The following is a 23,916-nucleotide window of genomic DNA, read 5'->3' on the forward strand; positions in this document are numbered from 1 at the left end:
ATTTCCATGCATCAGAGCATCTAGTACTCCTGGGTCAACTAGCTATACATCTATATGATTACGTCCCTAGAGACGAAAACCACCTATATTGGAATTTGGGGCATTGAAACGTGCTTGATTATGCAATTCATTCTGTAGGATATGACGGACATCAGCATCAGATAAGTGTCTATGACGCTTGGCAGCTGCCTCCTCACGCTTTTTGTATTCCTGCTTAACCTCAGAAATATTCATACCCTCATTCAAAAAATCTTTGATCTCAAGCAAAAGATCCATATCATTTAAAGAATATAAACGGCGATTGCTAGATGTACGATCAGGGGTCAAAAGCCCTTGTTCTTCGTAATAACGAATCTGTCTAGCTGTCAAGTCTGTCAATTTCATAACAGAACCAATAGGAAAAACAGCCATTGAACGGCGGAACTCTTTTTCTTTCATGACAACCCCTTTCCCCCACCATTATATTCTGAAAATTCCGACCTGTCAAGGTCTATGTCAGATTTTATCACATCAAAAACAACTCTTTGATGAGGAGAGCTACTTTTTATGTCGATGTGAATAAAATTCCAAAATCTTAAAATCAATATTAACAATGATAGCAATAAAGACACCAAGGAAAGTCTCCCCAATCCTTGCCAGGGTATAGACAAACGCATCTCCAGTAGGTATAGAGAGAGTAATAATCAATAAAGCTGCTACTGCACCAATAATACCCGCCTTATTATTAATTGCGACATTGGTCATAATAGTCAACATCGTAAAAATAGGTACAAAAATTAGCGTAATCACAACACTATGGTGAAATAATTCATTAATGACAAAAAATAATAAAGAATAAATACCTCCAATAGTGTTACCCATTATACGCGACCATCCAAAATGGACACTTTGGTCAAAATTTTCTCTTAGGCTAAAAACAGCAGTTAAAGCACCAATCTGAAGTCCCTCAAACCCAAAAAGAGTAAAAAGACAAAGTACCAAAAAAACAGCCAATCCAGTCTTAAGTGTTCGCAGACCAAGGCGAAATTCTTTCCAATTAAAACGATGATTTTTCAAAATATAAAAAGACTTTCTAGAGATATCTGACAATATTCTAACATAAAATAAAGTGATAAACCATTTCTTCTGTGATTCACTATCACTAGATTAATTTGTGTCGATAGACACACTAATGATAACTCAGCTATATAAAAAAAGCCTGAAAGGCTTTCATTTCAGGCTCATTTTTATCTTATTTTTCTGTCAAGGCTGCAAGTCCTGGAAGTACTTTTCCTTCTAGCAATTCCATGGATGCTCCACCACCTGTAGAAATCCATGAGAATTTATCAGCACGACCAAGGTTGATAGCAGCTGCAGCTGAGTCACCACCACCGATAATTGATTTAACACCCGGTTGCTTAACAATCGCATCCATAACACCGATTGTACCAGCTTGGAAATCAGGATTTTCAAAGACACCCATAGGACCATTCCAAACAACTGTCTTAGCACCAGTAAGAGCTTCATCAAATTTAGCGATAGATTTTGGACCGATATCAAGACCAAGGAAACCAGCATCTACTGCTTCACCTTCAGTATCCTTAACCTCAGTGTAGTCAGCAAATGCATTAGCTTCTTTTGAATCTACCGGCAAGACTAATTTACCATTTGCTTTTTCAAGCAGAGACTTGGCAACTTCTAACTTATCTTCTTCAACCAAAGAATCACCAATTTCGATACCTTGAGCCTTGAAGAAGGTGTAAGTCATACCCCCACCGATAAGAACTTTATCTGCTTTTTCAAGTAGATTTTCAATAACACCGATCTTATCAGATACTTTTGAACCACCAAGAATAGCTACAAATGGACGTTCTGGCGTTTCAACTGCTTCTTGGATATAAGCAATTTCATTTTCAAGAAGGAAACCAGCAACCGCCTTTTCAACATTAGCTGAAATACCAACGTTTGAAGCATGAGCACGGTGAGCTGTACCAAAGGCATCATTTACGAAGATACCATCACCAAGTGATGCCCAGTACTTACCAAGTTCTGGATCATTCTTAGATTCTTTCTTGCCATCAACATCTTCAAAACGAGTGTTTTCCACAAGAAGGACTTCACCATCTTTAAGCGCATCAATAGCAGCTTCCAATTCACTGCCTCTAGTAGCTCCTGGGAAAGCAACATCCTGCCCTAATTTAGCTGCCAAATCTTTAGCAACAGGAGCAAGTGATTTTCCTTCTTTATCCGCTTCTTCTTTGACACGACCAAGGTGAGAGAAAAGGATAGCACGACCACCTTGCTCAATGATGTACTTGATAGTAGGAAGAGCAGCTGAAATACGATTATCGTTAGTGATAACACCATCTTTCAAAGGTACATTAAAGTCAACACGAACGAGGACTTTTTTACCTTTCAACTCAACGTCTTTAACAGTCAATTTTGCCATTTGGTAGACTCCTTTATATATTTTAATAAGGTTATTATAGCACAAATAAAGCCCTAAAGACAAACAAATGAAGATATTCACAACAACAAAACAAAAAGAGCTCTAGAGCCCTTTTTGATCACTATTCAATAAAAATTATTTAGCGATTTTTGCGAAGTATTCAAGCGTACGAACCAATTGTGAAGTGTAAGACATTTCATTGTCATACCATGAAACAGTCTTAACCAATTGTGTACCGTCTGCGCCTTCAGTAACTTCTGTCTGAGTAGCGTCAAACAATGAGCCAAATGACATACCAACGATGTCTGATGAAACAATCTCATCAGTGTTGTAACCATAAGATTCATTAGCTGCTGCCTTCATAGCTGCATTAACATCGTCAACAGTAACTTTCTTGTCAAGAACTGAAACCAATTCAGTCAGTGAGCCTGTTGGAACTGGAACACGTTGAGCATGTCCTTGCAACTTACCATTCAACTCTGGCAAAACAAGACCAATAGCCTTAGCCGCACCTGTTGAGTTTGGAACAATGTTAGCTGCCGCTGCACGAGCACGACGGAAATCACCCTTACGATGTGGACCGTCAAGAATCATTTGGTCTCCAGTGTAGCCGTGAATAGTAGTCATAGTACCAGCTTTGATGCCAAAGTTCTTGTTCAAAGCATCTGCCATTGGTGCAAGACAGTTAGTTGTACATGAACCAGCTGAAATAACTGTTTCAGTACCATCAAGAACATCATGGTTAGTGTTGAAGACGATAGTCTTAACATCATTACCACCAGGAGCAGTGATGACAACCTTCTTAGCACCACCATCGTGCAAGTGCTTTTCAGCAGCTTCCTTAGTGGCAAAGAAACCTGTTGCTTCAAGAACAATTTCAACACCATCGTTAGCCCAGTCAATTTGTTCTGGGTCACGTTCTGCTGAAACTTTGACGAATTGACCGTTGACTTCAAAACCACCGTCTTTTACGTCAACAGTTCCGTCAAAACGACCTTGTGTTGTATCATATTTCAGCAAGTGTGCAAGCATTGCTGGGTCTGTAAGGTCATTGATGCGAGCTACTTCAACACCTTCAACATTTTGGATACGACGGAAGGCCAAACGTCCGATACGTCCGAATCCGTTAATACCAACTTTAACTACCATGTGTGATTTCCTCCTTATGAAAATCAAAAAAATTTAATTAGGGCGAACCCTCTACATTTGTGAAAAGGTTAACTTGAGTATACACACAAGGCCCCTTCAACATGGTTATTATATAATGATTCGCAGAAAATTGCAACCTCTTACCCTTCTGTCATATACTAGCACTAGAGTCAACATTGAACCACTAAAAAAGCCAGTAAGTTGAACTACTTACTGACTTTTATTAGAAAAAATTATAATTAAGCTTCACCTGAATTTTTCTTAATAATTTCTTCTTGAACAGATTTTGGAACATCTTCATAGTGGTCAAAGACCATCATGAATGTACCACGACCTTGAGATGCTGAACGAAGGACAGTGGCATAACCAAACATCTCAGCGAGGGGAACATAAGCACGTACGATTTGGTTTGTACCATGTGCTTCCATACCATCTACACGTCCACGACGAGCAGTTACGTGTCCCATAACATCACCTAAGTTTTCTTCTGGTACAGTGATTGTTACTAACATCATTGGTTCAAGAATAGCAGGCTGTGCTGTCTTAGCTGCTTCTTTAAGTGCAAGAGAAGCGGCAATCTTGAAGGCAGTTTCAGATGAGTCGACATCATGGTAAGAACCATCATAAAGTTTAGCCTTGATGTCAACCAGCGGATATCCAGCAAGGACACCATTTGCCATAGCTTCTTCCAATCCTTTTTCAACGGCTGGGATAAATTCACGAGGAACAACACCACCAACAATGGCATTTTCAAACTCAAATCCTTTACCTTCATCGTTTGGAGTGAACTCGATCCAAACATCACCAAATTGACCCTTACCACCTGATTGACGTTTGAAGAATCCACGTGCTTGTGTTCCAGCACGGAAGGTTTCACGGTAAGATACCTGAGGAGCACCTACATTTGCTTCAACCTTGAATTCACGTTTCATACGGTCAACAAGGACATCCAAGTGCAACTCACCCATACCAGAGATAACTGTTTCACCAGTTTCTGGATTAGTTTCAACACGGAAGGTTGGATCTTCTTCTGCTAATTTTTGAAGGGCAACACCCATCTTATCTTGGTCAGCTTTGGACTTAGGTTCAACCATCAATTGGATAACTGGTTCTGGAACTTCGATTGATTCAAGAATAACTTTAGCTTTTTCATCAGTCAATGAATCACCAGTTGTAGTGTCTTTCAAACCAACCGCAGCAGCAATATCACCAGCATATACAGTTTGAATTTCTTCACGACTGTTTGCGTGCATTTGAAGGATACGTCCGATACGTTCACGTTTACCTTTAGTTGTATTAACAACATAAGAACCTGAGTTAAGAACACCTGAATAAACACGGAAGAATGTCAAACGACCTACAAATGGGTCAGTCATGATCTTGAAGGCAAGCGCTGCGAATGGCTCTTCATCAGATGCTGGACGCTCTTCTTCTTCGTCTGTATCTGGGTTAACACCTTTGATAGCAGGGATATCAAGAGGGCTTGGAAGGTAATCAATAACCGCATCAAGCATCAATTGAACACCTTTGTTCTTGAAGGCTGAACCACAAAGAACTGGGTAGAACTCAACGTTGATTGTTGCTTTACGGATAGCAGCTTTCAACTCTTCATTTGTGATTTCTTCACCTTCAAGGTATTTCATCATCAAATCTTCATCAGTTTCAGCTACTGCTTCAACCAATTTTTCACGGTATTCTTGAGCTTGTTCAAGGTATTCCGCAGGAATATCTTCTTCAAGGATATCTGTACCAAGGTCATTGGTATAGATTTCAGCTTTCATCTTAACAAGGTCGATGATACCACGGAAATCATCTTCAGCACCGATTGGTAATTGAATTGGATGAGCATTTGCTTGCAAACGTTCATGCAAAGTACTTACTGAGTATAGGAAATCAGCACCGATCTTATCCATTTTATTAGCAAATACGATACGAGGAACACCGTATTCAGTTGCTTGACGCCAAACAGTTTCAGTTTGAGGTTCAACACCTGATTGAGCATCAAGAACTGTTACAGCACCATCGAGGACACGAAGGGAACGTTGAACTTCAATAGTGAAGTCCACGTGCCCTGGTGTGTCAATGATGTTAACACGGTGGTCATGCCATTGCGCCGTTGTAGCGGCTGATGTGATTGTGATACCACGTTCTTGCTCTTGCTCCATCCAGTCCATTTGTGATGCACCTTCGTGAGTTTCTCCAATTTTATGGATACGACCAGTGTAGTAAAGAATACGCTCTGTAGTCGTTGTTTTACCGGCATCAACGTGAGCCATAATTCCGATATTACGAGTTTTTTCAAGTGAAAATTCACGAGCCATGATGGTTTTTCTCCTATGAATCTATAGTTTTTGGAAAAAACGGATAGGCAGGGACCTACCCGTTCTTACTGTTTTATTTATTGCTAATACGCAGTAGCTGGATAGCTTTTACCAGCGCCTTTTACAAGACTTAGTAAAAACCTAACCAATCTTGCGAGGAAAGACAACGAAATGCAAAAGCATTTCTGTCTTTCTCCCCTACCAGCGGAAGTGTGCAAAGGCACGGTTTGCTTCTGCCATACGGTGAGTATCTTCACGTTTCTTGACAGCAGCACCAGTATTGTTAGCAGCATCCATGATTTCTTTTGAAAGACGGTCAATCATAGTGTGCTCACCACGGGCACGTGAAGCATTTACCAACCAACGGAGTCCAAGAGTTGTACGACGTTCTGGACGCACTTCAACTGGGACTTGATAGTTAGAACCACCAACACGACGTGCACGTACTTCAAGTACAGGCATAATATTTTCCATTGCTGTTTCGAATACTTCGAGAGCATCGTTACCAGTAGCTTCTTTAATTTGGTCAAAAGCACCATAAACGATGCTGGCAGCTGTACCACGTTTTCCATCAAGCATAACACGGTTGATAAGACGTGTTACGATCTTTGAATTGTATAATGGATCTGGCAATACTTCGCGCTTAGGCGCTTGATTTTTACGACTCATTAGTTCTTATCCCCCTTCTAAGTTATCCTTTAGGACGTTTAGCACCGTATTTAGAACGGCCTTGTTTACGATCAGCTACACCTGCAGTATCAAGTGCACCACGAACGATGTGGTAACGTACCCCCGGAAGGTCTTTAACACGTCCACCACGGATAAGCACAACACTGTGTTCTTGCAAGTTGTGCCCGATACCTGGGATATAGGCAGTCACTTCGATAAGATTACTCAAACGTACACGAGCAAATTTCCGAAGAGCTGAGTTTGGTTTTTTAGGTGTCATAGTACCAACACGAGTAGCAACACCACGCTTTTGTGGTGATGAAATGTTTGTTGGAACTTTTTTGTGAGAGTTGTAACCAACGTTCAACGCTGGTGACTTAGACTTTTCAACTTTAGACTTACGTGGTTTACGTACTAATTGGTTGATTGTAGGCATCTACATTTCTCCTGTAAAATTTTATTTTTGGTTGATATAGCGCTTGGTGACAGGCCTATATCCGGGTGTACTTTGCAACAATTGTCAGCACGTCTCTGTACACTTTGGAGAGACCAAAAGTAAAAAGTACCGTCTAGCATAATATCATAGACGGCACTTTTTGTCAATTAATTCCCCGATTTTTAGAGTCATTTTATAACTCTTAAAAGATATTCCCCAGATCCACTTTAACAATATTATTTTTAACATCAATTTCCGAAACAGTCATCAAGGATTTGTAATCAAAAAGATTATCACGTCCTTTTGGAGTATTTTCAGCAAATACAGCTACACCTACCAATTCACTTTCAAATTCCTTAAGTAGACTAATCATCCCACTAATAGTACCGCCGCCCTTGAGGAAATCATCCACAATTAAAACACGGCTATTGGGCTTCAAGCTGCGTTTAGATAAAAACATTTTCTCGATGCGATCACTTGATCCACTGGCATAATTGACTGAAACTGTAGAACCTTCTGTAATTTTCAAATCCCTACGCACAATAACAAAAGGAACATTAAGCACATTAGCTACAGCATTAGCAATAGGTACCCCCTTAGTGGCAACAGTCATAACTGCATCAATGCTATCACCCGCAAAACTACTAGCAATAATCCGACCAATATTCTGAAGAATGCTTGGTGTACTCAAAAGATCTGATAAATAAATATAGCCTCCAGGCAAAATACGATCGCTCTCAGATAAACGTTGACAGAGATCGGTCACAATAGCCTTTGCTTCTTCTCTGGAAATGGTAGGGCGAAAAATAACGCCCCCACTTGCACCAGTAACCGTCTCAATATGTCCAATATTGCTGTTTTCAAAGGCACGCTTGATAATAGCAATATCTTCTGAAATAGAAGACTTAGCAGCCTCATACTGCTCAGCAAATGTATTTAAACTCGTTAAAGTATAAGGATTGTTAATCAAATAATTGGAGATAACAACCATGCGTTCACTACGACGTAATTTCATATCTATCTCTTTTCCTGTGTATTAGACCCCTATTATATCATAAAAGATATAAAAAACGAACATTATGCTTAAAAATGCTCGTTTTTGCTATAAAAAACTAATATTTAGGTTTATAGAGGGAACGGTTATCCAAAGCAAAGACACGGCGAGTCATCTCACCTTGATCGACCTGAGCAAGTGCCTGAGTCATCATCATCATTTCAGCATCAATATTATCAATCATATGGACAATTTCTGCTTCCATGATTTGCGGACGAACAGGACTACCATACTCTAAAAGACCGTGGTGACTGAGAACAACATGACGAAGTACTGTCACGTCTTCCTTATCATCCTCAATATTTAATTCAAGAATAGCCTTTGTAATTTCCTCATTAATCAAAGAAATATGCCCAATAAGATTACCTCTGACAGTATATTCAGTATTGTCCACACCAGATAGTTCAATACATTTAGCTAAATCATGGAGCATAATCCCTGCAAACATTAGGCTCTTATCTAAAACTGGATAAATATCTCCAATACTATCCGCCAATTTCACCATAGTAGCTGTGTGGTAGGCAAGACCGCTTTCAAAGGCATGATGATTTGTCTTAGCAGCTGGATAGGCAAAAAAGTCTTTATCAAATTTGCGATAAATAGTCCGGACAATACGCTGCCAAGTAGCATTCTCAATTTTGAACATCATACCTTCTAAGTAGTCTTTAAGTTCATTGATATCCACTGGAGATTTTTTCTTAAAATCTGCAGGATCATTCGGTTCGCCTTCTTCAACATTTCGCAATTGAATCTGATTAACCTGAGGCGTCCCATTGTAGACTTCCCGACGTCCTTGCATATAGACCACCTTACCAGCTGTAAACTGCTCAACATTGTAGGGCTGGGCATCCCAAAGATTCCCTGCTATCTCCCCTGAGTCATCTTGAAAGGTTAAGGCCAAAAAATCTTTACCAGCCCGTGTCTTTCTAAGTTCTGCTCGCTTGATGAGGTAATAGCCTTCAAACGCCTCATCTTTTTTCATTTGACTAATCTTCATGAGTAGAGTCACCTCCTAATTGCCTAGTGGGATCTTTAAGTAAGTTCTGGGTAGCGCTATCTTGATAATCTTCTACATTATCTAGAGCCTTAATAATAGCATTTGTTCGTGTTGTCATCAACGATTCAACTGTTTTATTGGCGGTATTGAGTTGTTTATGAGCTTTTTCAAGCATCCCACCAAACTTATGAAATTCTGTCTTGACATTACCTAGTATCTTCGAAATATCATCCGCATTTTTTTGAATATTAAGCGTTTTAAAACCGACAGATAAAGAATTCAGCAGAGCTGATAAGGTACTTGGCCCAGCTACAACAATAGCTTCATCTCGTCGTAAACTATCGAAAAAGGCACTATTGCGTACAACTTCTGAATACAAGCCTTCGGTCGGTAAAAACATAATCCCAAAATTTGTGGTCTCAGGAGGGTTGAGATATTTCTTTTGAATATCCTTGGCAAAGCGCTTAAGACTAGCCAAAAGGGATTTCCTCAAAGCTTCAATCTCCTCACTGGATCCCTGTTCATAAGCATCCTCTAAACGATAGTAATCCTCCAGAGGAAACTTAGAATCTATAGGAAGATAGACATGTTGACCTTGGACAGAGCCAGGCAGCTTGATCGCATACTCCACACGCTCGCTAGATCCGGTAACTGTTGCAAATTCTCGCTCGTACTGGCTGTCTGTCAAAATATCTTCGATGATCTGTCCTAGCTGAAGCTCTCCCATTATTCCACGGGTTTTGGTATTTGAAAGCACTTTGTTGAGTGTCCCGACATCTTTGGCTACCGTCTTCATCTCACCTAAGCCTTGATTAACAGATTCTAATTGCTTAGAAACAGCTTCAAAAGAGGTTTGTAAACGTGTTTGCAGGGTCTTTTCTAATTTTTCCTCAACCGTTTGTCTCATCTGATCTAGGCGCTTTTCGTTTGAATCTTGCATCGTTTTTACAGCAGTTGTTAATTGCTGATTTATCTGCTCTAAGCGCTGATCCGAGCGATCACGGTTCTCTGATAAATTTTGATGAAGAACATCTCTGATCTCTGCTAATTGCTGGTACAAATCTGCCTGCAAACGATTGAGCTGCTGATTCATAGCTAGCACCTGATCTTTCTTAGCCATTTCCATCTGGTAAGAAATCTGCTCTGATAAACGATCAGCATGGGCATCCTGATTTTTAGATAAATCGGCATTTAACCCTGAAAATTGGCTAATCACATACAGCAACAAGCCCAGGATAAGAAGAGCAACTAAAAGTAAAATAACCGTCATACTAAATCCTATCTTTGGAATGAATGATAATAAGGTACCCACGATCAAGCGATACCTCTATCAGTTTATCCGTAAATTCATTACTAGAATAAATTTTCTTCTTGAAAAAATTATCAGCAGTCAGCGTATACTTGGCACCCTCAATATTCAGTTCTGCATCATCTGAGGTCATAAATGAAACATAGGTCATACCTGACCAAGGGGCTATCTCATGATGTCCTGCTGGACGATATTCTACAACATTCTGCCCATCAAGCAAACAAATCTGCATCATATAAGGAGCTAGATCTGGATGACTCGGTAAAAAGATATTCGCTAACAAATGATCCAAACGCCCACCAAAGGCACCATAGACACTGAACTTGGCATTCGGCCAGCGCTCTAAAGCAACTCTTAAAGCGAGCTCAGTATCTGTATCATTTTTATCCTTAGGAGCTAGGATGACCTGAGCAGCAGATTCCTTAATCCGCTCCAGCTCAGACTCACTCACCGAGTCAAAATCACCAACTGCCATAACCATAGGAATGCCAGACTCTAACAGAGCTAGGCTACCTCGGTCAACACCAATATAGTAATCAAAGTCCTGAGGCATAGACTCCAAATCACCACCAGCAATTAAAGCAACCTTAGTCATTCAAAGCATCCCTAAGGCTTTGGACCTGCCCAACAAGATCATCAGCCTTAAACAAATAAGAACCAGATACAAAGACATTGGCCCCCGCATCAGCACAAGCCCTGATCGATTTATCATCAATTCCACCATCGACTTCGATCTCAAAATGATAACCGCCATCTTTGCGCCATTTTGCAACCGTCTTTACCTTATCTAACATTTCTGAAATAAAGGTCTGACCACCAAAACCAGGATTAACCGTCATGATCAAAACTTGATCCACTAAAGATAAAACAGGCTCCAAAGCAGCAACTGGGGTCCCAGGATTAATAACAACACCAGCTTTCATCCCTGCCGCCTTAATTTTTTGAAGGGCACCATGGATATGCTGGGTTGATTCAACATGTATGGTCATAATATCAGCACCAGCTTGTGCAAAAGCATCTACAAAGCGCTCTGGATCTACCACCATAAGATGACAATCAAAAACGAGCTTACTGTGCTTACGCATACTAGCTACGACATCTGCTCCGAAAGTGATACTCGGCACAAACTGACCATCCATAATATCAATATGGACATAGTCTGCACTGCTTTCCTCAATACGCATTAATTCCTTAGCAAAATTAGCATAATCAGCAGCAAGAATAGAGGGTGCAATTTTATATGTCATAAGGTCCTACTTTCTTTTAACAACTTTTTTATAGGTTTCTCGGCGATTCTCAATCTCACTTAAAAACTGCAAATAATTATCATAACGCCCTTGATCAATGTGACCACTTTCCACAGACTCTTGAACAGCACAGCCTGGCTCATGTCTATGTGTGCAAGAGCGAAACTTACAACCATGACTGGCTTTACGAATTTCTGGGAAAGCCTCACTCAAGTCTTCCGCCTTATTAATTTCATAATCGAGAGATGAAAAGCCCGGTGTATCAGCTATCTTCCCACCATAAGCATCATAAAAACTGACAGCGCGCGTCGTATGACGTCCACGTCCCAAACTATCTGAGATAGCTCGAGTTTCAAGCTGAAGCTCTGGCACGATTCGATTGAGCAAAGTCGACTTCCCTACACCAGTTTGTCCCATGAAGACAGTCATCTTATCTTCCAGCATTCCTAACAGCTCCTCCAGTGACCATGTGAAACGATAACCGATAGCTTGATAGAGCTTACAATAATCTCTCATAACTGAATCATCAGACAGCAGATCCATCTTTGAAATATAGATGATGGGCTGAATTCCCTTATGCTCAAGGAGAATCAAAAAGCGGTCCAGCAGATTGCTATTGAATGCCGGCTCTAGCGCCGACATGATGACAACAGCTTGGTCGACATTGACGATCGGAGGTCGTACTAAACTATTTTTACGCTCATAGATCCTTAAGATATAGCCCTCTGAATTTTCCTCAGCCGAGAAATCAACAAAATCACCCACATAGGGGGTATGTCCTTTTTTTCTAAAATTTCCTCTGGCCCTAGTCTGATAGACCTGCCCTTGCGCTTCAACATAATAAAAACCTGCTAAAGCCTTGATAATTCTACCTTGCAAATGAACTCCTCTTGGTCTTTTTATGGGGCTATTATACCACAAACGCCTTAATTCTGAGATGATAAACCACAAGGGCTTGCTTTTTAAAAATAATATCGTATAATGTTCATATCTGCGGAGATGGTGGAACGGCAGACACGCATGCTTCAGGCGCATGTGCCCACTCGGGCGTGAGGGTTCAAATCCCTTTCTCCGCATCATTCTATTGAAGGTTGACTGAATTGAGAGAGTAGTCAAGATTTCTCTTTTACAGTTTCCTATTTTTTTGGAAAGGTGGCCCAGCTTGGTACGGCACCGGACTCGAAATCCGGCAAGTGGACTTTGTTCATGCGCGGGTTCAAATCCCGTCCTTTCCTTATCTCTTTCACTCCTGCTCATTATAGGCAGGAGTTTTTATCTGAGAAATCGCTATTGATACAACCACCAGTCGCTATCACTTGAAATAGTAATTCAACAGTCCAGTAGACTGTTGAAGGGGGCCTGAAAATAAGAATGCACCCCAAGATAAGGATTATCCCCAACCACTGCGTCAATCTAGGTAAATCTAGAATAATGTTAACGAGTCTGGACTTTGGTCTCAGCCTCTGCCTGCTCTTACACCAAAATCTGTAAGAAATAAAAGCTAACAGCCCTTGCTGATATCTTATCTTTTTGAGCCAACCACCACCTAAGACAGGTCATAAAACTTTCGGCAATCTGCTGATCAACCAAACTATCAGGAAGGTGGACATCTTGAAAATAAACTGTTTTCACTAAAGGAACCAGATAATCTTGCAGCTCTTTTCTAAAATTGCGATAAAAGTAAGGATCATCCATTTCAAATAGGGTTGTGACTTTATTTTCGTTATCTTTAAAATGCTGAAAGAGATGCGTCAGTAAGTCTAACAGAGAATCTTCTTTTCCTTGCTTTACCCCTCTTGTATGTTCGGCATAAGAAGACGTCTTAAAAACATGCTCAAAAAGCTGGCTAGACACCGCTGCCAGTAAATCATCCTTGCTGGCGAAATGACTATAAAAAGTCGAGCGCCCTATACGTGCTTTCTCAATGATCTGACTCACACTGATTTGATGAAAACTTTCCTCATTTAAAAGCTCAAAAAAAGCTTCAAATATAGCCTCTCTCGTCTTTTGCATCCGAATATCCATGCTATTTTTTCCGAACAAATCTATCAATCTGTTCAATAAGAGACAAAGTCAAAAAACTGTGCCTGTTATTTCCTTTCCCTGTCTGTCATAATAATTGTAGAAAAGAAATAGCCTTTTGACAAGTGAGGTCGATCATATGAAAAAAGCAATGAGTGCAGCAACACCTCAAAGTAGGATATACAAAATAGACTTGCGTAACTATGCCAAATCTATCACCTACGGTGGACTTGATGGTATTATCACAACCTTTGCAGTGGTCGCTGGAGCTATCGGTGGTAGCTTAGGGACCTTGCCCATTATCGTCTTGGGATTTTCCAATCTTTTGGCTGATGGCTTTTCGATGGCTGCCGGCGACTACCTCAGCTCAACCACAGAAGACCTAGTGAGTCCACGCCATGCCCTCATGAATGCTATCGTAACCTTTCTTTCCTTTAACCTCTTTGGCCTTGTCCCTCTCTTAGCCTATCTACTCCTTGAGGGATTCACAAACCTATCCAGCCATGCAACCTTCATCACATCAAGCAGTTTGGTTTCATTATCACTCATCGCCTTAGGTTGGGTTAAAGCAACCATTACCCAGCAAAGCCGCCTCAAAGAGATTATCCGTACCTTAGTTGTCGGACTCCTCGCTGCTCTAGTAGCCTATGTCGTTGGGCAGCTTTTGGGAAATTTGATTTAAAGTCAATATAAAAATAAGCAAAAAATGACCAAATTAAGGTAAACATCAGATTGATCGGCCTCAGCCAAAGCGGAAAGACTGAATACATACCACCAAAAAAGAAAGCGCCAAAGGGCAGCCCTAATAAAATGAGAAAATGTAAACTAGCCTGTATGCCATAAAGACCAGCACAGAGACCAGCTAAAATCTTTATCAATCGGTTCATAAATTACCTACTTTTATTCAACGTCTCTCTGTACGCTTCGCAGCTGACAAAGAGTGGGAGCAGTAAACTCGACTGAGCAAGTAGAAAGATGAGAGATAGATTCACATCTTTCCATTAAAGCCTTTTAAATCATCAAAATTCTTGCTCTTTTAAAGCGTCAGCTAAACGGCCAAAATCAGCAATCGATAAGGCTTCACCTCGGACACTCGGTGTTAGCCCTGCCATTTCCAAAGCCTGCCTCAGTTTTTCTTTGACATTTTCTGACTTGCCAAAGCGGTTGGTCAGATTATTCCACAAGGTCTTGCGACGGTGGACAAAGCTGGCTTTTGCGACATCGAAAAGAAAATCTTCATCTTGCACCTCAACCAAGGGCTGATCACGGCGAACCATTTTCAAAATAGCGCTATCCACATTCGGTGCGGGTACAAAGACCGTCCGAGGTACAATAAAAGCTACCTCAGCCGCCATATAATACTGTACTGCAATAGACAGAGACCCGTAAGCCTTGGTATTGGGCTCAGCTGCGATACGGTCGGCCACTTCTTTTTGCATCATGACCACAAACTCTGCAAAAGGAATCTTGCTTTCGATCAAATGCATGAGAATCGGCGTGGTGATGTAGTAAGGCAGGTTGGCTACAACTTTGATAGGTAGGTCAGGATCTTTAAAGTTTTGAATCTGCGTCTGCAAATCAGCCTTGAGGATATCTTGATTGACTACCTGTACGTTGTCAAAATCATGCAGGGTATCTGCTAAAATCGGAATCAGACGCTCATCAATTTCAAAAGCCATGACCTCCGCTGCATTCTCTGCCAAAAACTCGGTCAAAGCCCCGATACCGGGCCCAATCTCCATGACATTGACGTTTTTGTCAATCTCTGCCGTATCTACGATCTTCTGTAAAATATTGGTATCGGTCAAAAAGTTCTGACCGAAGGACTTTTTAAAGGTAAAGCCGTGGCGCTCCAAAATGGCTCGGGTCACGGAGTAGTCTGCTATTCTCATAGATACACTTTCTATTTTAATTCTTTCTACTATTCTACCATAAATAAAACAGAGGCAACCTAGGGCAACTGAGCATTAGTCAATGAAAATCGAAAACGCTTCGACCCTTCTCCTAATATGGGGATGCCCAGATTTTAAGGTTTTTCCCACAGGTAACAATAAAAGGACAAGAACTGTTGGAGCTCTTACTCAAGCTCAACAATTGGAGCGAAAATAATATTTAGCCATATATCCACCAAAGTTCCAGCCCAGCACCTATAGTTACTCTGATCCAAAATTAAAGACGATCTTAACAGCAACAAAGACTGGGATTTAATCCCAGTCTTTGTTATCTATTGATTCGAAATTATTTATCTTTTTTCTTTAAGCTTTTGACTGCACCTTCGACTGCATCTTTAGCATCTTCGAATATTTCCTTAGCTTTACCAGCCATTTTATCAACTTTACCCTCGGTTTCAGTTTCTTTATCACCTGATAATTTACCAAAACCTTCTTTGATTGAGCCTTTGGCTTGATCTAGCTTTGCATCAAATTTTTCTTCTGACATATTTTGACCCACTTTCTTTAGTTAGATGACTATATAAAAATTAGTCAATTAGCGTTAATAACACTCAATACTATTTGTTACGATCCAAAAAGAACGAAACAACCGCAATAACAATAACAGCACCTACAATAGATGGAATCAGCGCCATGCCTGCTAGACTTGGTCCCCAAGTTCCCAAAAGAGCCTGACCAACAGCCGATCCGACTAAACCTGCAAGAATATTGGCTATCCAGCCCATTGAGCCGCCTTTTTTAGTAATAGCACCAGCAATTACACCAATCAACGCACCGATAATAATTGACCATAACATAATCTTATCCTCCAAAGACTTTCAAAAATTGCAATCAGATATCTAAAAAGTCAATTATAAATAAAGACACCTAACATGAGTACAGACCCTATTATACTCCAAATGATACTCACTGAGCAATTATTAAAATTGATCAGTATACTAAAGACAGTCTATCATTAGTAAAAATCAGATGAACATGTGAGTTATTATAGCCTTCATCAAAAGCATATTCCTACTCCGGACATAGGCCTGTACGGACTGCAAACCTACTATCTCTAGAATCTCCCTAAGATAAACCATCTTGGGGATTTTATTTTGCCCTGTCGGTGTGACACCGCGCAGAAGGATGATTATTTTCTTCATCAGGTCTCCTTACCCTCAGACTTACAGAGAATAATGCCTCCTGTTCGTGGATTTTTATGCCCCGAAGCAATAAAAATCCCAGATTCATAACGTTTATCTAAAAAAACAGCAAGCTAATAATGAATAGCTGTCGCCGCTTCTGTAATTCCATCTTTGTTCTTTATAATTCTATGAAATTTCTATAAAACGTTGCTACATTTTATGCCACTCTATATATACTTTAGGACTTATATAGTACAACAAGAAAATACGATTATCCTCAAGATTTTCTATAATATCTTTTTTTGTAAAATAAACAGCAATTTCCTTGCCTGCAGCTCTAATTTCCCAGACCACATCATTACCATTTACAGAAGGTAAGTAATGTCGCTTCAGAATGGATACGAATTCTAAAATAGTAGTTTGATCAGGAATATCTATGTTTATTTTATGACTTAAGACATCGTCACCCATTGAAACTGATGATCTATCAATGCTTATTCTAATCATAACGCTCCATCACTTCCTCAACCTCTGCTAGGGTCACTCCGAACAAGTCTAAACGCTTGAGGAGTTGCTTACCGTTGGTGTAGCCGATACGCAGCTGTTCTCCCAAGTACTCACGGCGCTGACGACTGTCAGCTCCCATAAGCAGGCCAAGGCGAATAAGATCCGATTGGGTAATATCAAAACGATTGTCATCATCGTAGCTGCCAAGCACCCCAGACAGAGCTTTTTGCAGGTCCTCAAATCTAGCATGCTCAACACCGAGTGAGCGTCCCTTAGTTTTTGATTTTGGCACAGCTTCATCACGGTTAAGAAAAGCATGCTTAGCTGTCGGTACAGCCTCCATGATAATTTTGCGGATGCGCTCCCCATTGTAGTCAGGATCGGTAAAAACAATCACCCCACGCAGGTCATTGAGGTAAGCAATCCTTTCCAGATCCTCATCTGTAATCGCCGAACCTTTGGTTTCGTAAGTATCCACATCATAAAAGCGACGTAAATTAGCAGTGTCGCTCTTGCCCTCGACGACGAGGACTTCTTGTATTTTTATTTTTTTCATAATTTTATTTTTTTGATAGTTTCCTTAGGTGATAGGGACGTCAGCGACCGCCTTCGGCGTTCCATGACTTATTTTTGAACCTAAAGTTTCAAAAATACCTCGTCACAGCATAAATGCTGTAACTTTCATCACTGCGGAAACTATCGGCTTGGGCGACCTTCGGTCGCCATTCCCTATCCCATTAGTTTTAATTTTCCAAACCAAATAGTTTCATGGCATTTTCAGTCGTAGCCTCAGCCACTTCTTCGCTCGTTAGCCCTCGCAATTCTGCGATTTTATCGACAACATAGCGGGTATAGGCTGTGCGGTTTTCTCGGCCGCGTTTAGGCACAGGTGCTAGGTATGGGGCATCGGTTTCCACCAATATCTTATCCAGTGGTAATTGAGTGGCAGCTTCCTGCACATCTAGTGCTTTTTTAAAGGTCACGACACCTGAGAAGGAAATCATCATACCTAAATCCACGAACTTCTGCGCCATCTCAAGAGACCCTGAGTAGGAATGCATAATGCCACCACGTGGACCGACACCTGCTTCCTTGATGACCGCATAGGTATCTTCAAGCGCATCACGAGTATGGACAACAAAAGGCAGGTCATGATCCTTGGACAGCTGGATTTGGCGTTTAAAGACCTCAATCTGAACATCTTTAGGATCTTCCATCCAGTGGTAATCCAGACCGATTTCACCCAAGGCAATGACCTTAGGATCGTTCAGGTGACTGATAATCATATCTTCAACTTCCTGCGTGTAAGAACCAGCCTCAGTCGGATGCCAGCCGATGGTCGAATAGAGTTCAGGAAACTGACGAGATAATTCTAAACTCCGCTCAATCGTCGGCTCATCAAAACCAACAATATTCATCCTTGTCACACCGAGTTCACGCGCTGCTGCAATCTCTTCTGCTTCTTTTCCTACAAAATTTTCTACGTTGAGGTGAGTATGGGTATCAAAAATGTTTTTCATGCCCTTATTTTATCATAAATATTATCGAGAAAAGGAGAGTGGGACAAAAATAAATAAGGCTGAGAACTTCTGTCTCAGCCTCCTTTTTAAACCTATTAGGATAAAACTAGCTCAAACTACTAAAATTAGTTAAAGGTCTGAAAATTACCATCTTTAACTTCAGAGAATCCCTTTCCAATAAGAGTTTGAGTAATATGCTTGTAGCTGATTTGTTTAGGCGCCTTTCCGTTGGTCAGCTGAATTTCCAAGAGAGCAGCATTGGCCACCTTATCAACCTTTGTATAATCAACAGTAATAGTCTCTACCAAACGATCTCCTTGATACTCAACCTTATGCTCAATCCCTTCGATATCATCCCATTTGGTTGAACCATTCTGTTCATAATAAAACCGAGCAGATTCTGGTGAGTTGACATTGAGCGCCGAATACAAAATAGTCGTCGTCTGCTGCGAAATTAGCAGATCATCCCCCTCATAGGTGAAGTGATAACGCACATCGCTATAGTTGGTATCAATCTTTTGAAAATCAGCTGTCTGACGCTTAGAAGTTGCATCAGTATTACTGCTATTTTTTTCTGGATGACTCTGGCAAGCTACTAGTAAAAATAGGGTCACTAACAAGCCCAGAGCCGCTACAAACTTCTTCATCCGTGTTTCTCCTCTTAGTCAATATTCTGGTGACAAACAACCATAACCTATCAGATATTATGCGAAAAGCCAATCCCCTCGAGTAAGGATTGGCTTTTTTCAGACTCCGCATTAAGCTGACAATACTTTGCGTCCTTTACGACGACGTGCAGCAAGAACGCGACGACCGTTTTTAGTAGACATACGGTGACGGAATCCGTGTTTACGTTGGCGACGAATTTTACTTGGTTGATATGTACGTTTCACCTTGAATACCTCCTGTAAGATTTTCGTATTCGTTTAGCCGGCTATTAATTTGATCAGTTACTAAACATACTATAATAGTTTATCTAAATATTATATCTCTGTCAAGAATTATTTCCAGTTGAGCGCTGAGGAGCTTACAAATTTCATCTTTATGAAACCCCAAAAGCTCGCCTCCCAAGGAGCACTAAAACTCAAAGATAACCAAAGCCTCTATCTTCAAAATCAGTAATATAAAAACCTTATCCTCACATCAGGCCTAAGGTTATCTTTTATTCGCTCTTCGGAACGACAACAACATATCTCTTAGGGTCTGCCCCTTCCGAATAACTGCTGACACCCGGAATCGTAGAGATGGTCTTATGAACAGCCTTTCGCTCGTCATTGCTCATCGTATCCATGGTGAAGGGCTGCCCGGACTCCACGACTTCATGAGCGACCTTTTTAGCATAATCACTTAATGTCTCCATACGCCGTTCAATATAATCATGAACATTGATAGTGACACTGAAATGACGAGTAAACTGGTCATGCAATAGATTTTGCGCCAAGATTTGAATAGACTTGAGCACCTTACCATGATAGCCAATCACACGACCAGCTTCGCCAGTTTCGATCTGCAGTGTCATATGTTTACCACTATGACTAGCTTCCACGGATGCTTCCACATCCATGTTATCAAGAATTTCTTGGACATAGGAGCTGACTACTCTGGTCGCTTCTTCTATATCTTTCTGACCAGTCTGCTCCACCTGATCAAATTCACTGTTAATAAAACTTTCAAATTCCTCATCCCTAGCTTCAGATAAATCACTATCCTGTGCTTCATCTGACTCAGATAAGTTTTCCTGGTCATCAACTAGATCATCTTGCTCTTCGTCTAAGGCGATATCGTCTTCCCAGTCTAACCCCTTTTGATCCAGTTCTTCTTTCTTACGACGATATTCCTCAACAATCTCATCTGGTAAAAGATCACTCAGTATCGCCGTCACTGAGCGTCTAGCATCCAACATCTCCGACTTCACATTGTCATTGACAATTTTTCCACGCTTTTCTAAATAGTTGATAATACTAGTAACTTTTCTAGACTCAAGCTTTTCCTGCTCAAGCAGCTCTTCTGAAGTCTCTTGATCTCTCAGTTGACGTGGAAGATTGCGTACTATATCACGATCAGCCTTGGATACGGTCGAATGATTAATAACTTCAACATCAACCTCAGCTGGACGTCGTCCCAATCCAAATAAACCTTTTTTCCCGCGCGAGAGTACACGAATAGATGCTTTCGTACGACTAATTTCTAAGGTAGCCAACCCCTTATCAATCGCTTCATCAACTGTCTCTCCGGTAAATTTTACCATATCCACTTCTCCTTAGTAAGCAAAAGCCCTAGCAAAAAGCAGGTGCTTGTCACAATCTTATTTTCGTTTTTTACTTATTTTCTTCTTAGCACGCCTAATTTTAGCAGCCCTTTCTTTCATAAGCTCTTCCTGACGTTGACGCTCAGCAATAATCTTAAATGGATTATTGAAGATCAAAGTCTGGCCTACTTGGAAAATATTTCCCACTGCCCAGTAAAGAGCAACACCACTGGTAAATTGTGCTCCCATCCAAAAAATTAAGAGTGGCATCATAATACTAGTCACAGTCGTTAGCGTATTCTTCTCTTTGGCAGCCTTATTAGACAGCCACATATATAAGAAAGTGAAAATAGCTGCTGTCAGCGGAAGGATAAAGGTATGGTCATTACGCCCCAGATCCCAAATCAAAAACTGACCACGGCTTAACTCCGGCACACGCAGCAGAGCCTGATAAAGAGCAATCAAGATAGGTAGCTGCAAAAGAAGAGGTAAAAAAGCTGCACTAGTCTTTACATTGTTGGCCTTGTAAAGCTCTTGCATCTTAATCGCTTGCGTATTGCGATCATCAGCATACTGACGCTGAATCTCCTTGATTTCAGGTTGAAGATCCTGAAGGACCTGAGAAGCCTTAATTTGTCTATTATACAAAGGTATTAAGGCTAAGCGCACTAAAAGGGTAAATAGAACAATCCCAATCCCTACTGATCCTCCAAATGAGAGGAATTGAATAGCTCGCCCAAAAGCATAAACAAGCTGATCCCAGCCTGTAGAAGAGCTAGAAACACTACTCGTACGGCTACATGCTGATAAAAACACTAAAGCCATAAGAGCTAATGAACCAAACTTAAGATTTTTCTTCACAATCTTGTCCTTTCTGATATAGTTTTGCCAAAGTCAAAACATGTTCTAAATTACGCTTAATTTCCTGATATGACATGGTTTCAACACCTCTTCTAGCAATCACGACAAAATCCTGACACTCTAGGTCTGGACCCAATTCCATGAGAATATGCCTGAGCTTGCGCTTGACACGATTACGAGTCACAGCATTGCCCAGTTTTTTACTAACCGATAACCCCACTCGAAAGTGTGGTCTTGCGACTGCTAAACTATAAACAACAAAGCGCCGATTGGCAACACTGCTGCCACGGTCAAAAATCGCCTGAAAATCCTGGGGGCGCTTTACACGATAGGTCTTTTTCACCACTGTCTCCAACTAATCTAAATGATTTTCTATTATACCACAAAGTTCGCAAAAAGCCTATAACCCCAAAGGTTATAGGCCTTTTGATTTATAAACTGAATCTTTGATCAGCTAAAGCGATGCTTTTGCCTCCTTAATCTGCTGCTCAACTTGAGCAAATCCAGTTCCACCAAGAGAGTTCCGACGTGAAACCGCTGTCCGAGATTGCAAGGCTACATAAATATCTTCCTCGATCAATGGTGATATCTCCTGATAACGCTCAAGAGGAACATCCTGAAGATAATAACCCTTTTTCGTGCACTCCAAGACTAACTTACCAACCACTTCGTGGGCCTGTCTAAATGGCATCCCCTTTACAGCTAGATAATCAGCCAATTCAGTCGCATTAGAGAAATCTTTCTCAGTTGATACAGCCATCTGCTCTTCATTGATGGTCATAGTCTCTAGCATTCCAGCCAGTATATCAATAGCCACTGTGATTGTTTCAGCCGTATCAAACATTCCTTCCTTATCTTCTTGAAGATCCTTGTTATAAGCCAGGGGCAATGATTTCATAACCGTCAGTAGGCCTATCAAGTTCCCATAGACACGGCCCGACTTCCCACGAATTAACTCTGCCATATCAGGATTCTTCTTTTGCGGCATAATGGATGATCCCGTTGAAAAGGTATCAGACAAGGTGACAAACTGAAATTCATTGGAACACCAGCTGACAATTTCCTCGCAGATACGACTCATGTGCATCATCAAGATACTAGCATTAGATAGAAACTCCAGGATAAAATCCCTATCAGACACAGCATCCAAAGAATTACTATAAGGCTTAGCAAAACCCATGAGAGTAGCTGTCATTTCCCGATCGATTGGAAAAGTTGTTCCAGCCAAGGCAGCAGCTCCTAAAGGCGAGAGATTGGTATGCTCTTGATTAAAGATAAAGCGCTCACTGTCACGTGTAAACATACTATAGTAAGCCATCATATGATGGCCAAAAGAGATAGGTTGGGCATGCTGCAAGTGAGTATAGCCAGGCATGATGGTATCGACATGCTTCTCAGCCAAACCGACCAAAACCTCACGCAAATGGTGCAATTTATCAATGACTTCATGCAATTTAGCTTGCAAATAGAGGTGCATATCTGTCGCAACCTGATCATTACGTGAACGTGCTGTATGGAGCTTCCCAGCTACTGGCCCAATTTTTTGCGTCAAAAGAGCTTCTAAATTCATGTGAATATCTTCGTTAGTCACATCAAACACTAACTGACCTGCATGAAATTCCTCAAGCAGCTCCTTGAGACCAGCCCGGATTTGCTCAGCCTCATCCTTGGTAATAATCCCTGTTTCACCCAACATCGTTACATGAGCCATTGACCCTTTCAAATCAAACTCTGCCATTTTTTGATCAAAGCTAATAGAAGCGCCAAACTCTTCAACCCACTTATCTAGACTGGCCTCAAAGCGACCACCCCACAATTTATGATTCTCTACCATCTTTCTCCTCTCTGCCCAATTCTTTTGAGCGTCTCTCAACTAGGACCACAACCTATCAATAGACAAATGAATGCTTTCATAAAAAACTAGCCTACCTCTCAGCTAGTTTTTAAGGCCTCTCAGGGCATTTAGACTTGAAAGTGACTCACAAGGACACCTTTATTCAAGATCCAAGTGAGTCTCACAGAACTCTATACTTGGAAATAATTAATAAGAAAAGAGATTCAGATGTAACTCA

General features: G+C 40.9%; 27 protein-coding genes, 2 tRNA genes and 3 pseudogenes. 3 read left to right on the plus strand and 29 right to left on the minus strand.

The window, feature by feature from the left end:
• Positions 1-66: 66 nt before the first annotated feature.
• The 13 genes from AC4HAI_RS07940 to rsgA form a co-directional block, all read right to left on the minus strand.
• Positions 67-438, minus strand: a complete 372-nt coding sequence (locus tag AC4HAI_RS07940) for a MerR family transcriptional regulator (RefSeq protein ID WP_491111165.1) — start codon at positions 436-438, stop codon at positions 67-69.
• 99 nt (positions 439-537) lie between these two features.
• Positions 538-1,113, minus strand: a complete 576-nt coding sequence (locus AC4HAI_RS07945) for an FUSC family protein (protein ID WP_491079147.1) — start codon at positions 1,111-1,113, stop codon at positions 538-540.
• Between the two features lie 118 nt (positions 1,114-1,231).
• Complete coding sequence (locus AC4HAI_RS07950; protein WP_491078988.1) at positions 1,232-2,428, minus strand: phosphoglycerate kinase; 1,197 nt, start codon at positions 2,426-2,428, stop codon at positions 1,232-1,234.
• Positions 2,429-2,563: 135 nt separating this feature from the next.
• Complete coding sequence (gene gap, locus AC4HAI_RS07955) at positions 2,564-3,577, minus strand: type I glyceraldehyde-3-phosphate dehydrogenase (RefSeq protein WP_491111167.1); 1,014 nt, start codon at positions 3,575-3,577, stop codon at positions 2,564-2,566.
• Positions 3,578-3,816: 239 nt separating this feature from the next.
• Positions 3,817-5,898 carry an elongation factor G gene (gene fusA / locus AC4HAI_RS07960; RefSeq protein ID WP_491111168.1) on the minus strand — a complete coding sequence of 694 codons (2,082 nt, stop codon included), beginning with the start codon at positions 5,896-5,898 and terminating at the stop codon, positions 3,817-3,819.
• A 198-nt stretch (positions 5,899-6,096) separates the two neighbouring features.
• Positions 6,097-6,567, minus strand: a complete 471-nt coding sequence (rpsG, locus tag AC4HAI_RS07965; RefSeq protein ID WP_491078985.1) for a 30S ribosomal protein S7 — start codon at positions 6,565-6,567, stop codon at positions 6,097-6,099.
• Between the two features lie 22 nt (positions 6,568-6,589).
• A complete protein-coding gene (gene rpsL, locus AC4HAI_RS07970) occupies positions 6,590-7,003 on the minus strand; it encodes a 30S ribosomal protein S12 (protein WP_491078984.1) in 414 nt (137 codons plus the stop codon).
• A 202-nt stretch (positions 7,004-7,205) separates the two neighbouring features.
• A complete protein-coding gene (gene purR / locus AC4HAI_RS07975) occupies positions 7,206-8,018 on the minus strand; it encodes a pur operon repressor (RefSeq protein WP_491111169.1) in 813 nt (270 codons plus the stop codon).
• A gap of 97 nt (positions 8,019-8,115) precedes the next feature.
• Positions 8,116-9,054: a 3'-5' exoribonuclease YhaM family protein gene (locus AC4HAI_RS07980; protein ID WP_491078982.1), complete on the minus strand. Its 939-nt coding sequence runs from the start codon at positions 9,052-9,054 to the stop codon at positions 8,116-8,118.
• Positions 9,044-10,324, minus strand: a complete 1,281-nt coding sequence (locus AC4HAI_RS07985) for a DNA recombination protein RmuC (protein ID WP_491078981.1) — start codon at positions 10,322-10,324, stop codon at positions 9,044-9,046. The genes AC4HAI_RS07980 and AC4HAI_RS07985 overlap by 11 nt, the downstream gene beginning before the upstream one ends.
• 1 nt (position 10,325) lies before the next feature.
• A complete protein-coding gene (locus AC4HAI_RS07990) occupies positions 10,326-10,958 on the minus strand; it encodes a thiamine diphosphokinase (protein WP_491111170.1) in 633 nt (210 codons plus the stop codon).
• Positions 10,951-11,610, minus strand: coding sequence for a ribulose-phosphate 3-epimerase (rpe, locus tag AC4HAI_RS07995; protein WP_491111171.1), 660 nt, complete (start codon positions 11,608-11,610; stop codon positions 10,951-10,953). Before rpe ends, AC4HAI_RS07990 begins: the two co-directional genes overlap by 8 nt.
• A 6-nt stretch (positions 11,611-11,616) precedes the next feature.
• Positions 11,617-12,489, minus strand: coding sequence for a ribosome small subunit-dependent GTPase A (gene rsgA, locus AC4HAI_RS08000; protein ID WP_491078978.1), 873 nt, complete (start codon positions 12,487-12,489; stop codon positions 11,617-11,619).
• A 114-nt stretch (positions 12,490-12,603) separates the two neighbouring features.
• Here rsgA and AC4HAI_RS08005 point away from each other — a divergent pair.
• Positions 12,604-12,686 (plus strand) — tRNA-Leu (locus tag AC4HAI_RS08005).
• Between the two features lie 70 nt (positions 12,687-12,756).
• A tRNA-Ser gene (locus tag AC4HAI_RS08010) sits at positions 12,757-12,845 on the plus strand.
• Between the two features lie 238 nt (positions 12,846-13,083).
• Here the strand turns inward: AC4HAI_RS08010 and AC4HAI_RS08015 are convergent.
• The gene (locus AC4HAI_RS08015; RefSeq protein ID WP_491111173.1) at positions 13,084-13,635 is read right to left on the minus strand and encodes a TetR/AcrR family transcriptional regulator; all 552 of its coding nucleotides are present in this window, start codon (positions 13,633-13,635) and stop codon (positions 13,084-13,086) included.
• A 136-nt stretch (positions 13,636-13,771) separates the two neighbouring features.
• On the opposite strand from AC4HAI_RS08015, the gene AC4HAI_RS08020 reads away from it, so the two are divergent.
• Positions 13,772-14,314, plus strand: a complete 543-nt coding sequence (locus AC4HAI_RS08020; RefSeq protein WP_491078976.1) for a VIT1/CCC1 transporter family protein — start codon at positions 13,772-13,774, stop codon at positions 14,312-14,314.
• Here AC4HAI_RS08020 and AC4HAI_RS08025 read toward each other — a convergent pair.
• The 15 genes and pseudogenes from AC4HAI_RS08025 to argH form a co-directional block, all read right to left on the minus strand.
• A pseudogene (locus AC4HAI_RS08025) lies at positions 14,292-14,519 on the minus strand (hypothetical protein); the annotation flags it as partial. The gene AC4HAI_RS08020 and the pseudogene AC4HAI_RS08025 overlap by 23 nt on opposite strands.
• 132 nt (positions 14,520-14,651) lie before the next feature.
• Complete coding sequence (gene rsmA / locus AC4HAI_RS08030; RefSeq protein WP_491078975.1) at positions 14,652-15,524, minus strand: 16S rRNA (adenine(1518)-N(6)/adenine(1519)-N(6))-dimethyltransferase RsmA; 873 nt, start codon at positions 15,522-15,524, stop codon at positions 14,652-14,654.
• Between the two features lie 346 nt (positions 15,525-15,870).
• Complete coding sequence (locus tag AC4HAI_RS08035; protein WP_491078974.1) at positions 15,871-16,071, minus strand: CsbD family protein; 201 nt, start codon at positions 16,069-16,071, stop codon at positions 15,871-15,873.
• Between the two features lie 70 nt (positions 16,072-16,141).
• Positions 16,142-16,381 carry a GlsB/YeaQ/YmgE family stress response membrane protein gene (locus AC4HAI_RS08040; RefSeq protein WP_491078973.1) on the minus strand — a complete coding sequence of 80 codons (240 nt, stop codon included), beginning with the start codon at positions 16,379-16,381 and terminating at the stop codon, positions 16,142-16,144.
• Between the two features lie 201 nt (positions 16,382-16,582).
• Positions 16,583-16,726: pseudogene (locus tag AC4HAI_RS08045) on the minus strand (DUF1697 domain-containing protein); the annotation flags it as partial.
• A 17-nt stretch (positions 16,727-16,743) separates the two neighbouring features.
• A pseudogene (locus AC4HAI_RS08050) lies at positions 16,744-16,830 on the minus strand (YciI family protein); the annotation flags it as partial.
• An 88-nt stretch (positions 16,831-16,918) separates the two neighbouring features.
• Positions 16,919-17,215, minus strand: a complete 297-nt coding sequence (locus tag AC4HAI_RS08055; RefSeq protein ID WP_491078972.1) for a hypothetical protein — start codon at positions 17,213-17,215, stop codon at positions 16,919-16,921.
• Positions 17,208-17,774, minus strand: coding sequence for a ribonuclease M5 (gene rnmV, locus AC4HAI_RS08060; protein ID WP_491079146.1), 567 nt, complete (start codon positions 17,772-17,774; stop codon positions 17,208-17,210). The genes AC4HAI_RS08055 and rnmV overlap by 8 nt, the downstream gene beginning before the upstream one ends.
• A gap of 184 nt (positions 17,775-17,958) precedes the next feature.
• Complete coding sequence (locus AC4HAI_RS08065; RefSeq protein WP_491078971.1) at positions 17,959-18,735, minus strand: TatD family hydrolase; 777 nt, start codon at positions 18,733-18,735, stop codon at positions 17,959-17,961.
• Between the two features lie 125 nt (positions 18,736-18,860).
• Entirely contained in the window at positions 18,861-19,382 is a 522-nt protein-coding gene (locus tag AC4HAI_RS08070; RefSeq protein WP_491078970.1) for a DUF1307 domain-containing protein, read from the minus strand.
• 111 nt (positions 19,383-19,493) lie between these two features.
• Positions 19,494-19,628 carry a 50S ribosomal protein L34 gene (gene rpmH / locus AC4HAI_RS08075; protein ID WP_002885866.1) on the minus strand — a complete coding sequence of 45 codons (135 nt, stop codon included), beginning with the start codon at positions 19,626-19,628 and terminating at the stop codon, positions 19,494-19,496.
• A gap of 269 nt (positions 19,629-19,897) precedes the next feature.
• Positions 19,898-20,983, minus strand: a complete 1,086-nt coding sequence (gene jag, locus AC4HAI_RS08080) for an RNA-binding cell elongation regulator Jag/EloR (protein WP_491079694.1) — start codon at positions 20,981-20,983, stop codon at positions 19,898-19,900.
• Between the two features lie 57 nt (positions 20,984-21,040).
• Positions 21,041-21,844 carry a YidC/Oxa1 family membrane protein insertase gene (locus AC4HAI_RS08085; RefSeq protein ID WP_491079693.1) on the minus strand — a complete coding sequence of 268 codons (804 nt, stop codon included), beginning with the start codon at positions 21,842-21,844 and terminating at the stop codon, positions 21,041-21,043.
• Positions 21,828-22,187: a ribonuclease P protein component gene (gene rnpA, locus AC4HAI_RS08090; RefSeq protein WP_491079692.1), complete on the minus strand. Its 360-nt coding sequence runs from the start codon at positions 22,185-22,187 to the stop codon at positions 21,828-21,830. The genes AC4HAI_RS08085 and rnpA overlap by 17 nt, the downstream gene beginning before the upstream one ends.
• A 111-nt stretch (positions 22,188-22,298) precedes the next feature.
• Positions 22,299-23,678 carry an argininosuccinate lyase gene (gene argH, locus AC4HAI_RS08095; protein WP_491111175.1) on the minus strand — a complete coding sequence of 460 codons (1,380 nt, stop codon included), beginning with the start codon at positions 23,676-23,678 and terminating at the stop codon, positions 22,299-22,301.
• Between the last annotated feature and the right edge of the window lie 238 nt (positions 23,679-23,916).

Source organism: Streptococcus sp. ALY_208 (assembly GCF_058314295.1).